At 42.1% G+C, this 12,770-nt stretch carries 11 protein-coding genes; 4 read left to right on the top strand and 7 right to left on the bottom strand.

Annotated elements, in window-relative coordinates; translation table 11 throughout:
* The first annotated feature begins 192 nt into the window (after window positions 1-192).
* Window positions 193-870, top strand: a complete 678-nt coding sequence (locus tag ACP7AE_RS03245; RefSeq protein WP_426241299.1) for a TIGR00730 family Rossman fold protein — start codon at window positions 193-195, stop codon at window positions 868-870.
* Between the two features lie 119 nt (window positions 871-989).
* Here the strand turns inward: ACP7AE_RS03245 and ACP7AE_RS03240 are convergent, their stop codons facing one another.
* Complete coding sequence (locus tag ACP7AE_RS03240) at window positions 990-2,606, bottom strand: FAD-dependent oxidoreductase (protein ID WP_426241297.1); 1,617 nt, start codon at window positions 2,604-2,606, stop codon at window positions 990-992.
* A gap of 491 nt (window positions 2,607-3,097) precedes the next feature.
* Here ACP7AE_RS03240 and ACP7AE_RS03235 point away from each other — a divergent pair, with 491 nt between their 5' ends.
* Window positions 3,098-3,532, top strand: coding sequence for a COG4315 family predicted lipoprotein (locus ACP7AE_RS03235; RefSeq protein ID WP_426241295.1), 435 nt, complete (start codon window positions 3,098-3,100; stop codon window positions 3,530-3,532).
* Between the two features lie 109 nt (window positions 3,533-3,641).
* Here ACP7AE_RS03235 and ACP7AE_RS03230 read toward each other — a convergent pair whose 3' ends face one another.
* Window positions 3,642-4,730: a hypothetical protein gene (locus ACP7AE_RS03230; protein ID WP_426241293.1), complete on the bottom strand. Its 1,089-nt coding sequence runs from the start codon at window positions 4,728-4,730 to the stop codon at window positions 3,642-3,644.
* Between the two features lie 218 nt (window positions 4,731-4,948).
* Window positions 4,949-5,572, bottom strand: coding sequence for a YceI family protein (locus ACP7AE_RS03225; RefSeq protein WP_193008921.1), 624 nt, complete (start codon window positions 5,570-5,572; stop codon window positions 4,949-4,951).
* A 479-nt stretch (window positions 5,573-6,051) separates the two neighbouring features.
* On the opposite strand from ACP7AE_RS03225, the gene ACP7AE_RS03220 reads away from it, so the two are divergent.
* Complete coding sequence (locus ACP7AE_RS03220; protein ID WP_011281173.1) at window positions 6,052-6,333, top strand: type B 50S ribosomal protein L31; 282 nt, start codon at window positions 6,052-6,054, stop codon at window positions 6,331-6,333.
* Between the two features lie 140 nt (window positions 6,334-6,473).
* Here ACP7AE_RS03220 and ACP7AE_RS03215 read toward each other — a convergent pair whose 3' ends face one another.
* The 4 genes from ACP7AE_RS03215 to ACP7AE_RS03200 all read right to left on the bottom strand — a co-directional run bounded on the left by ACP7AE_RS03215 (window position 6,474) and on the right by ACP7AE_RS03200 (window position 11,037).
* Window positions 6,474-7,316, bottom strand: coding sequence for an SGNH/GDSL hydrolase family protein (locus ACP7AE_RS03215; protein WP_426241290.1), 843 nt, complete (start codon window positions 7,314-7,316; stop codon window positions 6,474-6,476).
* Window positions 7,317-7,320: 4 nt separating this feature from the next.
* On the bottom strand, window positions 7,321-8,718 hold the full coding sequence (locus ACP7AE_RS03210) for a nicotinate phosphoribosyltransferase (RefSeq protein WP_201540658.1): 1,398 nt from the start codon (window positions 8,716-8,718) through the stop codon (window positions 7,321-7,323).
* A gap of 132 nt (window positions 8,719-8,850) precedes the next feature.
* Window positions 8,851-9,900 carry a bifunctional nicotinamide-nucleotide adenylyltransferase/Nudix hydroxylase gene (locus tag ACP7AE_RS03205; RefSeq protein ID WP_426241288.1) on the bottom strand — a complete coding sequence of 350 codons (1,050 nt, stop codon included), beginning with the start codon at window positions 9,898-9,900 and terminating at the stop codon, window positions 8,851-8,853.
* A 177-nt stretch (window positions 9,901-10,077) separates the two neighbouring features.
* On the bottom strand, window positions 10,078-11,037 hold the full coding sequence (locus ACP7AE_RS03200; protein ID WP_201540656.1) for an alpha/beta fold hydrolase: 960 nt from the start codon (window positions 11,035-11,037) through the stop codon (window positions 10,078-10,080).
* Between the two features lie 859 nt (window positions 11,038-11,896).
* Here ACP7AE_RS03200 and nfuA point away from each other — a divergent pair.
* Window positions 11,897-12,580 carry a Fe-S biogenesis protein NfuA gene (gene nfuA, locus ACP7AE_RS03195; protein WP_045455268.1) on the top strand — a complete coding sequence of 228 codons (684 nt, stop codon included), beginning with the start codon at window positions 11,897-11,899 and terminating at the stop codon, window positions 12,578-12,580.
* Window positions 12,581-12,770: the final 190 nt, after the last annotated feature.

The raw sequence follows: 12,770 nt of genomic DNA, 5'->3' as shown, positions 1-12,770 counted from the left end.
TACGTAGTGATAAACCGCTTAAATTAGCTGATAGCCACCTGATAGCATCGCTTATGTTAAGATAAATGCTGGCAAGCAAGGCGTTCAATTGTGACTTTCAAGTTCTATGCTATTTATCTGGGGTGGTATTATCCATTAGGGTTTTAACGAGTATTTAACAAAAACAATCGATATAAAAATTAAGGAAGCTATATGCAAATGAAAATTAACAATGACACTTATGAAGTCATTACCAGTCAAGACATTACCAATATTGAAAAAGCAGTGGATAAATCAACGTTAACGATGCCGTTGGTAGCGGTTTATTGTGGTTCGCGTTTGGGCAATAATGAAGTCTACGAGCAGGCAGCTCGCGAGCTGGGTAGTGCGCTTGCCGACAATGGCATGGGTTTGGTCTACGGCGGCGCGAGCATCGGGCTGATGGGTGCCGTTGCAGATGAGGTGATTCAAGGCGGCGCGCAAGCGGTCGGTGTGATTCCAACGTTTATGCTCAAACATGAGATTGCTCATGAGCAGCTGACTCGCCTGCATTTGACAGATACCATGCACACTCGCAAAACCGTGATGGCGGAGTATGCAGATGCTTTTATTACCTTGCCGGGCGGGCTTGGTACTTTAGAGGAAATTATGGAAATCGCCACGTGGCGTCAGCTATATCAACATGAAAAACCGATGATTATTCTGAATATCAATGGTTTCTATGATCGTATGATCGAGCACTTAACATATACGGCTGACCAAGGTTTTATGAAGCAAGAAGATTTGGAACGTTTGGTGGTATGTAACACGATTAACGAAGCCATTGACCTATTAAAAACAGTCGTAAAAATAGACGATGCAGTCGATACCGAAAAAATGGCTGGTAGTTAAGAGCACATATTTTTATTTATAAATGCTTTTATCTATAAATGCTTTATCCATAAGAAAGGAGAGAAAGGCTGATTGTTAGCCGTTCTCTCCTTTTTTTTCAATTTTTAATAGAACGTTTGTTAAATCTCAGTAGCACTTGAATCATTATCAACGTTTAAATCATCTAAAGGTGTCTCATCAATACCGTGATTCACATCAGCCATAGCTAATGGAAAGCCGCGTTGCTCAGCGAGTGTGCGCGCGACTTCATCAATTGCCACGCTATCGTGTTTTGTCAAATACGCCCAATTATGAGCATAACGATTGCGGTTGGCTGGCGTGTCATGATCGATTAAGCCAAGTTCAGTCAATTCATCAACGATTTGATCGGCAGCAATCAAAGTCGAGGATGCTTTGACGTTTTCCGCACGAGCATAGCGAATATTAGAGTATAAGCTGACATCAGCCACTCGCAGCGTATCGTCCTCACCGGGAATTTGCTGCCCACCATATAGCGCGTTACCGACCGTACGTGCGCTATGGAAGGTCGGTACAAACTCCGCTACATAATCAATCGCTTGCTGACTACGCGCTTGTAACGGTGCTTTATCCCAGCCATCTTCGATGTAGTGCACATACTGTGGCGGCAGCTTAGGTTGGGCGCTGTCTTTGCTAGAGGCGACCAAGCCATCATCGAATAGCGTGATAAATTTGCTCATGCCATGTATTTGAAAATAACCACCGGGATAAGGCGTGAGTTGAGCCATGCCTTCTGGTGTGCCGCGACTGCCATAAACGATAATCTCCGGTATCTGTCCGCCAGTATCATCCCAATGGGTAATATAAGACGATTTAAACTCGACCATACGCGTGACTTTGACCCCGACCATATCATCGATGACGCCAGTACGAAAACCGCAAGCGTTGATTAAGTAATCCACTTCGATAGATTCGGTTGTATTTTTGGTCTCAGATTCGGTTGCAAGCTTAGTTTCAGAGCTGGCAGCTCGCTGATAATCAATACGCCATTTAGTGACGTGGTGGTCTGCGTTTGAGCAATTTTCACAATCAACAGGCATTACTTGCTTAACTTGTGTATCGGTAAAGACGTGTGCATGCTCATAATCGGCTAATGCCAATTGCGCAGAGGCCGCCAAGCGAAAAATATTCCAGCCGTACTCTTGCACGACAATCAGTGGAAACTTGACTTTATTCAAGTCCAAATACTTAGCGACTGGTATCATCCATTCATCAACTGACCGCGGCACAGTGACTTGTTCACGTTCTGACAGCGCAATGAGTTGCTCATGACTATAAAGCTGATAATAGTTTTCAGGTTCGCCCAACACTTTGTTATTAGCATCTTCGGCGATAAGCTTACGATACGCATCAGTCAAGATATCAAGACGTGGTAGCAAATCTTCTGGCAAGCCCTCATCGCGAGTTGGTACGGCAAATACTGTTGGGCGAACATCGATAGTATAAGGATAAAGGCGCAATATATCGATACATTGTTTTAGGAGAGCCACACAATCTTCATCAGGAATCTCGCGGTATAGATTGCCGCCAGCATGCAAGTGACACATCGGTGGACCATCAATTAGCGATTTGTTTTTTTCAAATACGTAAGTTTCAAGCCCCAATGCCGCTAAGCGGATAGCAATGGTTGCTCCTGCCGTACCACCACCAAGAATACCGACGCGTTTGGCAGAGTGCGCTTGGTTTTCCACTGGGTTTTTAATGAAAGAGTGAGTCATTGTCGTTGTTATATCCTTAATAGCAGTTACAGCAGGTCATGCTCGGTGTATTTGTTAAATGTTTTATTTTAAAATTTTTGTCCTAATGGATGTTGTTCTAAGCCGTTTATAACTATTGATATGCGTGCAAAGGACGTCAAGTTCAATATGCATATGAAGCCGCAAGGGTCATATTTGTCATTGTGTAGTAATTCTTAAGCTGTATAGGGTATTCTACGAAAAATGACAACCAATATGACGGCAAATACGTAAGTAGATAGGTGAGTTTTGTCAATGAATGGCTATGCCAGTTTACCCAATTTGCAAATACATAAGCTTTTGTAAATTTATATATGGATAGAAACGACTGCGCTGTTGCATATGCTATATTAAAACTGCTTGAAGTCAGCGATAGGTTTTTTTGCTGCTTAAATAGTCTGACGATGAGAAAAATCCAAATAGAAATTTATGATGACAATCATAATCACAATCAAAATGACAAGGAAGTTATTATGAAACGTATGCTTATATTATCGGCTCTCACTGGTGTTTTAACGCTTACTGGTTGTACTACGTTAAACAATGTATTCGGCAATGATGATTCTGGCATGCATGATGTACAAGCCACCAATAAAAATACCGCGCCAGTCGCGAGTAAAAACGGCATGTTAGTCGATGCAAGCAATCACATGACCTTATATACCTTTGACAAAGATGGGATCAACAAATCAGAGTGTGGGAGTGCCTGTCTAATTGCTTGGCCAGCATTTATGGCACCGAGTAATGCCAAAGCGTCAGGGCAGTTTGCAGCGTTTCAGCGCGAAGATGGCAAGTATCAATGGGCGGTAAATGGTAAACCGTTATATTTCTATGCAAATGATACCAAGGTCGGCGATAAAGATGGCGACAATAAACTGGGCGTTTGGCATATCGTCAAAACCAAGTAAAGTAACCCTATTACGTAGTGAAGTTAAAGACGATTAGCATCAAAAAAGTAGCCATCGTAATGGCTGCTTTTTTATTGGCTTGACTGATTAGAATAGTAAAATAACGCGATCAAATATCTGCCAAAGCTTCAGCTTGTTCAGTCTCCAAGATAGTTTCTTTAGTAGGCTCTTTTCTATATAAAGGGAAAAAGTCGGAGCGTAAATCATTTTCGGTGAACCAGCTATCAGCGACTAATGCTGCGTATTTTGCTGGATTAACGACGAGTCTATAAGTTTTGAATAATAACTCTTGTGAGCTAAACCCTTTTTTATACTCGTATAAAGAATCGAGATTAGAGCCTACGCCGCCGCCAAGATGCAGTAATTTATAATGATTGGTTCGGCCCCAATCACGAGCCACATGGGTAATGAGTTTGGAAGGTTGTAGATGGGTATAGGCGTTGAGCGTGCCTCCGAGATGAAATTGCATAATGCCCGATTCTTTGCAGATCGTGTAGATAGAGGAACCAATGGCTTTATTATCCTGATAGGCAGTTATCAGTAGTATTCTGTCTTGCAGATTTTCGAGCAAATTAAAAAAGTAATCATCATCAAAGAAGTAGTACTGATCTGCCTTCACCTGCGCCATCGTTTCTTTGTAAATATTGGAAAACATCACTGCATTCTCTCTGGTTAAACGCTCAATTTTTGTCACGACATCCATTTTTAAGGCTTTTTTAATGCCTCTACGATGACGATTTTGAGTCTCGCTCCAGTGCTCCTCTTCAGATTTACCCAAGTCAGACATCAATGTCAATCCATGAGTGAGTGCTTTGCCGACCGTTGGTAGCCACTCTTTATTGATGATTGGATGCAGTCGCATGAATAAAGACACACAGCCTTTTGCTAAGAGAAAACCCCTTACTTCTGCCAATATTATGTCTAATTCGGCATCAGTGAGAGACTTATCCATGACAGGACCGCCGTAACCATAAGTAGAAGTCGCATCCCAATGCTCTGAGTCGAGTTCTCTTATAATAAGAGGTAAAAAGATTTTTTTATTGTTATAAGTGGCAATCACTCCTTGAGGAGTGCCTTTATCGACAATAGCTGACGCAGCAATCCAACCAGATAAGTGATAAATATCAAAGTGATAATCAGCGATGTTTTTATCCCAGTCTTTATTTATCTCGGCAAAGTCTACCTGTACTGTATCCATCTTTCTGCTCCCTCAGTGTTATGTTTTATATTCGTAAATCCGTATATATGAATATAACAATAAAAACTGAGGTTAACAAGCAAATAGAAAGTATTTATGCGATTTATTGAATATATATAAATGTCGAGTGAGTTGATTCATTATTGTCAAAAAAGCAGCCATTATGATGGCTGCTTTTTTTAGAGTATGTAGAGATTTGTGCTTGGCTAAAATTAGACTTATTTAGATTTTTTGTTGGTTTGCGCTTTTTTCTCTATCAACTCACCATCGATTTGGATCGGGACATTGGTGGTAATGCCATCTGCGAAAGCTGTCATACCATAGGCTGCGCGATCAATATTACCCGTTGCACGGAAGCCAATAACTGGCTCTTTGGTAAGAGGGCTGTTGGCGATTTTATTCAAAGTCACATCCAAAGTTAATGGTTTGGTTTGACCCAGCATAGTAAAGTCACCTGTGACCTTGGCTTGTTGCGGATTTATAAATTTTACGCTGGTTGATTTAAAGGTCATGGTTGGATATTTGGCGACGTTAAAAAATTCAGCCTTTTTTAAATGCTCATCACGTGCATCCCAATTGGTGTCAATGCTATCGGTTGCAATGGTGAAGCTCATATTGGTTTTACTGGGTGCTTTAACATCGTAATTTACGACCCCTTTGACGTCGTTAAAATGACCCATGGTGGTCGAAAATCCTAAGTGATTGACAGAAAATCCCACACGGGTATGCGAGTCGTCTAATTGCCATTGATTAGGTAATGCCGCACCTGCAACAGTAGTGAGTGCCAGTGCTGAGCTGATAAGCAGGGCTTTTGCGCTATTCTTCATAACAGTATTTATCATTATATTGTCCTTATTGAGTGTTTATAAATAGTGGGTGCTTGATTAATGAGACGAAATAAGACGGTATCCATCATCATCATCATCATCATTGACAAGTGATGAATATCAAAAATAAATTATTAAATAAATCTAAACTTAAAATGTCTATTGGTTATTTTAATTTATTTAATATTATACTAATATAGCGTATGCCTCTCAACAAAATAGAGATTTTGGTCACAACTTATCACATATATCACTCACAACTGCTGCTTGCGTCTAGCGGTAAAAACCGTTAAAATCGCGGTTTGATTTTCCCGCTGGGGAAAGGCTAAGTGAGCAGAGGAATGGTGTTGGGTGCTGGAATAAGCCAGTGACGCAGCTGCCATACTTATCAATGTCCCTTAGTGCCTCAGTTACGTATGTCATGACTTGTTTGACACATCGTCTAAGATGGTGTTCAAGAGCGCTATACATACATCGGACATAGAGAGTTTATTATGCGTAAAGATATCCATCCTAATTACCAAGAAGTTTTATTCCATGACACTAACGCTGACGTGTTTTTCTTAACTCGTTCAACCGTTAAAACCAAAACCACTCGTGAATACGAAGGGTCAGAATATCCATACTACCCACTTGATATCTCAAGTGCGTCGCATCCATTCTATACTGGCGAACAACGCAAAACTTCTACTGAAGGCCGTGTTGCTAGCTTCAACAAACGCTTTGGTGCATTTGGTGGCCGTAAGAAAGCTGCTGATACTGACGCTGCAGAATAATTCACACGTATTGCGTGATATTATTTTGAGCATGTGTTTTTTCAAACATGCACAGCTATAGTATTAAGAACATAAAAAAACCGCTGACTATTCAGCGGTTTTTTTTATTTAGATTTTTAGAATTAATGGCTCAATGGTTTTTAATCAGTCAACTCAGCATCGGAAGGGTTCAGTAACTGTATAATCAACTCTGACAATTGCTGCGCCCAATAGCCATACATGAGGCTGCTAGGATGAAAACCGTCACTGGCAAACATCACTTTGATATCGATGGGTGACCCGTTTGAATGCTCTGCTATCATTCTTGGAAAGTCAGTGGCCATATAAGTGACACTATCATGAGCGGCGCAAACTTGCTGCAACGTGTTATCAAGGATAGAGGCTTTAGCACCCAAAAAATTACTTAGCGGAGCAGGTATCGCAGGCATTTGTGCCATCGGCGGCAGGCTTAAAAAAATCAACTCTCGCACGCCAAATTTACGCTGAGCGATAGCGATAATACTTTCAATTTGCTGTTGCCATTTATCCACAGAGACTTTAGATGTGGTGTCGTTGACGCCGACACTCAGTACCATCACATCAACAGGCTGGCTAGGCGCGGGTAGAACATAAAGCCTACGCAAGATATCAAAGCTGGTATGCCCCGTCGTCGCTTGCAATGACCAGTTCAGTATATCAAACTGATTTTGGATAGCAGACTGCTGCGTCAAAACAGGAATTAAGTTACCGACAAGCGCCTCTTGCTGCGTCTCACTACCGACGCCAGCCGCCGCCGAATCGCCAACGACCATTAGGTTTAATGTCCGCTTGTGCGCTTCTTTTGGCGACTCAATCGCGTCATTTAATTGAACTTGCCCGTGCCTTTCACCATTTGGCTCAGGTAGACGTACCGTATCACGCTTAATTTTGCGCCCTTGATAAAAATAAATAGGAGCAAGCAGTACATCTCTTGCCACCGAGGCGATTTTATTGCTATTTATCATATTACTACCATCCTGCACGCTCCCGAATAGTGGTGAGATTGTCTTCAATTAATAATTTACCATCGACATAAATATCACGCAGTAGGTTATCTGCGTCTGCAGATAGGTCTTCAGCCTTGATGGTTTTTAGCTGTCCATTGCTGTTTTTGACCAGCGCCAAACGTCCCTTCTTTGAGCGTTTTGAGCGGCTGGTAATAGGGTCTTTATAGATGTCTGTCCATGTGCCATCGATAGAGATAGCACTGGCTTTCATCGCCCAGCTCATGGTGTCGCGGTTGACTTGTTGTAATAGACCACCGCCCATACCAAATGTCACATTCTCTGCGCTAAAGCCTGCTTTCATGATCACCTCAATGATCTTAGTTAAGCTTTGTGGGCTTATGCCATCCCCTTGGATGACACGTACATAATCAGGCAGCACTTTATAGCCTTTACTATTAATTGTTGTTCCAAATTTTACTGCCAAGCGCTCTAAGGCTTCGCGAACCACTTTGGCAGGCTCACCACTATCGGGTCGGATAACCAAAGTCCCGCCCATATTTTTTACATCATCTTTTAAGCTGCCGCCCCAGATATTATCAATGGCGTTCCATAAGTCATAGCTGTCAGAGACCACTGAGAAGCTTTTACCAGCGCCGCCAAACTGCTCAATCATATTGGCAAAAGCAGCGGTTTCGCCATCACGACCCCATGCGGTCATAGTGCTATGCTCAGCGGCAGGAATAGAAAAGGCTGGCATGTCCTTATCCATGTGGTACCAGCGGCTGGCAGCCACCAACGCTGTCATCGAATCGGTACCAGAAAAGTTCACCAAATGCGCTAAGCTGCCGAGCGCGACAGACTCTTGACTAGATGCCCCGCGCGAGCCGAAATCGTGCAAACGAAAAGTGAGTGATTCGGTATTGTCTGCTGATTTTTCTAACGCTTGACGAATGATGCCTTTGCAATAATGCGAGACACTAGCGACGGTTGATGGATACCAGATGGCACGAAGCAAGGCAGTCTCGATATAGCTTGGCAACCAATAAAACTCAGGATCGGTATTGATAACTTGGCAGACGACGTTGGACACGGGTACGATGCTACCCTCAGGTATGGCTTCGATGCGCAGTGGTAAATAACCGCCATGTTTATCAACCAAACGTTCCCAGCCAGCACGGTTAAAAGTCAAACCGTGTGCTTGAATGACCATTTCGGCTTCATCAATGTCTTGATGAGTGATTGGCGTGCTTAGATATTCTTTAATAAAGGCTTGCAAGCCAAAGAACACCACATCGTAGTCACCTTTACGCGCCTCAATGTAGCTGGACAGATACTCACTACCTTTTGGGTATTGCACCCAATGTGAGGTTTTGTAGCTGTCACTATTTAGAATTAAATTATTTAAATTGCTGGTATACATCACAGAACTCCTCTGCTTTGAGTTGCCGTAGCTGCGTTAATGAAAGAACAGTTACGGCGGTTAGCCCTTGCTGTCTATCAGCTTGGGCGTGGAAAATTGTTAATGAAAAATCGGATAATCGTCTGATAAAACCTACAAACCAACCATTTTAGTAATAATTGCATAATGGTCTTCAAACATCATGGTAGCGTCAAGCTCAGCGAGTGGTAACCAAAAAGCCGTGGCTGCATCGTCGCCGCCTTTCACTTTTGGCAAGCCTTTTGGGTCATTTTTAAGTTGAAAATAAAAGGCTTGGGTAATCGTACGACCACGTGCTGAGCGATATGGGTCGTCAAAGGTATGCTGACTATGACAAGAGCCGCGCAATACTGGCTCAGGGACTTTAAGGCGAGTCTCCTCACGGAGCTCACGGATACAGGCGTCAAATAGTGTCTCTTTTGGGTTTAAAAACCCACCCGGCAGTGCCCACAATCCGCGCCCTGGCATACTACGACGCTCAACCAATAGAATATGTCCTGACTGGACAATTAGGGCATCTGCTGTCATAAAGGTTGGTGGATAAGGCGCTGATTCCCACTGTCTTTTATATTTATCAATAAAGTCCGCTTCTTCGTGCAGATTTTGATATTCGTCTGTCTTTTTGAAATCATTCAGAACCTTGCGCGTCGATTCAGGCGTGCGTTCAGGAGTCGGGGTCGCGCCCATTAGATAGCTATCACGAATTGGGGTGGCGGATAGATTGTGATAGCTCGGTACTGAGACGGACGCCCAGTTGGGGAATAGTGATAAATAATATGAGGAGCTGTCTTTGGAATGACCAATCAAGCCGATATCAGTTTGCAAATCACCAGTGATAGACTTCACGCCTGCTTGCACGTACTGTAGCCAGCGTGTGTCGTTGTAGAGTGCATCATCTAGAGCAACGCAGTGAATACGTGCTGCTGCTTCTGCTGAATATGCGCCTTTAATCATGGCAGCACGCTCAGCGACGCTGAATGGATTGCGTAAACTACGCGGTAAGTTAGCAGAGCCGATCAACATAATGACATTATCAGCACGCTTCAATGCTTCGTCAATGACCGCTTTATGTCCACGATGGAAGGGCTGGAAACGCCCGATAAAAACCAAATAACGATAGTGTTTATTATCTTTAGCTGAACTTTGCTCTGATGATTCGCTCATATACGCCACTTTCCTACTACGGATATTTCATTGGTTAAAATTTATTGAGTAAAAAGTAATGACGCCAATACTGACACAGCCTATCACTCGCTGACAAGTATAAAGATGTTTAGAGGTGTGCGGTTTCTGATTATAGTTCGTACCATGCTGTAGTTAGGCTACAACCGCACCGCTATTTTAACGGGCGTGCTGCTCAATCCACGCGGTAACTGTTGGCCAAATCTCTGTCGCCGCATTGCGACTGATCATAATGCGGCTGTGCGTATAATCGTCCAAATCCCCATGGCTGAGCGAGTATTCTCGAAAAATATTGGCAGGGTTTTTAAAGGGTTCAAAAAACAGCTGACAACCACGAGTAGGGGAGATGAAATTGTCGCCTTTTGCGCTGATAGCATAGATAGGTATCGTGATTTTTGGCATCTGTTGCCGGTAGTCTAAAGGTGCATCATCAGCGGCGAATGTATCCATGCTGGCTGTATTAAATGTACGTTGCTTAAGAAAACTGCTGTTAAAGTTTTTTTGTAGATTCCAGTCGTACCACTGGTTCATCATATGATAGCTTTCATTAAAAGGCCCTAGCTTGATTTTTTTAGCAGGGATATAGCCAACCAGCCGCGTGAATAATTTTGCTACAAGAATTTTAGTATGATTTATCGGATTTATTGCAGCGCCATAAGCTTGGCAGGCAAACATGCTGGCGCTATTAATCTTATCGATATAGCAGGGATACTGGATCAAAAACATCGTTAAGCCAACCCCGCCGCCGCTATGGGTGACGCAATGTAGATTATCGAGTTTTAATTCCTCAAAAAGGTAGCGAAAAGTCGCTTCATAGTCATAGGTTGCAACCGTTTCGAAATTGAATTTTTCTTTGGGTATTGAGCTTGCGCCATGACCGCGCCATTCCATGATGTAGCAATGATGACCGAGGCGGGCTAGATACTCAGCGATTTTCAAACAGGTTTGTTTGTCCGAAAACGTGCCGTGCGTCAAAAATATGTTTTGCGATTTTATGGCAAAGGTATTGGTGGTAGGGGTATCGCTCTTTGTTTCGTCTTTTGTATTATCCACAATCTTCCAAACGGCTACTTGTTCATCGTCTTTGGTCGTTACTAGATTCAGTGTTTGTGTCATCATAAGATTGATTCAACTAAAATATGAAATTTCTGCTAGCTCAAATGTAATGTTTAACAATGAAAATTATAGTAATAAATATAAAGATGCTAAAAAATTGCGTTATAAAATAACGTTTGAACATCCTCTTTTCTTCGATATCTAAGCGATCTCTATAGTCAATATAAAAGAATATCAACTGGAGTAATGGATTACGAAAAAATACCAACGCTACATGAATTTTGATATAGCGAGACATAATTTCTTTTACAGCTTTGGTATAGTCAACACCCTCCGGTACTAAAAGCGCGACGACTATAATAAGGGCAACAAGAATGCCTAATATAATAATCAATAAGTAAACCTATAAAAAGATATTTATGACAATACACTTTACCTTGTAAATAGATCTAAAACTAGCGCTAGAAAATAGCAAACATGATAAGTGCTTTGGTTGTATGGTTTCACACAGTGTTAGACATGCCGTAGCATTCGGAAGAAAGTAGGTGGTTAGTTAGTGTTCTAGGTGCTTGATAATCACGGTAGCTGTCTTTATATAGTAGGGGATATATCAATCATTAGATAAGCGCTATTTATCGTAACTATTTCGTCATTGTTAATAAAGCATTGATAAAACCGATAGCAGTCATTTGTGAGCATTTTGGTTTAATTCACAGTAGCGCAGTCGGAATTGTCGTCTGAGTACGTTATAATAGCTGCTATAAATTGAGCAAAATGTTATAACAACGGCAGTCCGTATTTTAAGACAACAGACCGTAATGATTGATAACCCGCATAACTTATACCCGCTACCTAATTTTAAATTCACGACACAGTAGCCATGACAGATATAGCGTTTGTGTCATAACGCATAGGACATATTATGAGTGAGCACAACCAAGCTGAGAGCCAACTAGACCAGTCAGCAGACTATGAATCAGCGCTAGATACTGAGCAAACTGTAGCAAAAAGCAATATTACTATTACTGAGTCAGCCCAAAGCTACTTAGCAGATTTGTTATCCAAGCAGGATACCGATGGTATCGGCGTGCGTATTTTCGTTGAGCATCCAGGTACGCCGCGTGCAGAGTGCTGTATGGCTTATAACCAACCGGGCGAAGAGGATAGCGCTGACCTGCGTTTTACGTATGACAGTTTTTCTGCCTTTATCGAAGCGGCGTCAGTTCCTTATTTAGAAGATGCGGTGATTGATTATAATAAAGACCGTTTTGGTGGTCAGCTGACCTTCCGTGCACCAAATTCTAAAGTGCCTAAAGTGGGTGCGGATGCCAGTGTCGAAGAGCGTATCAACTACGTATTGCAGTCAGAGATTAATCCCGGCTTAGCGGCGCATGGTGGCGACGTACAGTTGCTTGAACTGATTGATGAAGAAGGCGTTGGTCTGACTGCGGTATTGAAGTTTGGTGGTGGTTGCCAAGGCTGTTCAGCCGTTGACATGACCTTACGTCAAGGCGTTGAAGTGCAGCTGAAACAACAAATTCCAGAGCTGACCCAAGTGATTGATGAAACCGATCATACCCGTACCGAAAACGCTTACTATAAATAGAAATCTCAGTAAAAGCAAAAGCGTTAAGTAATATCTGAAGAGTTATTTTAATTAAAAAGCCAAGTTTTGATGAACTTGGCTTTTTTTATTGCTATGATTTGGTAGATTGTTTTTTAGCTGAATTTTCAGTGACATATTGTTGATTAATAATTTGTTGATTAGTCATTTATTGATTAATAGCTTTTATCGA

This window comes from Psychrobacter sp. TWP2-1-2 (assembly GCF_049896785.1).
In the GTDB taxonomy this organism is placed as follows: Bacteria; Pseudomonadota; Gammaproteobacteria; order Pseudomonadales; family Moraxellaceae; genus Psychrobacter.
Note: the sequence above shows the minus strand (reverse complement) of the source record. Positions and strands in the feature narration are given on the sequence as shown.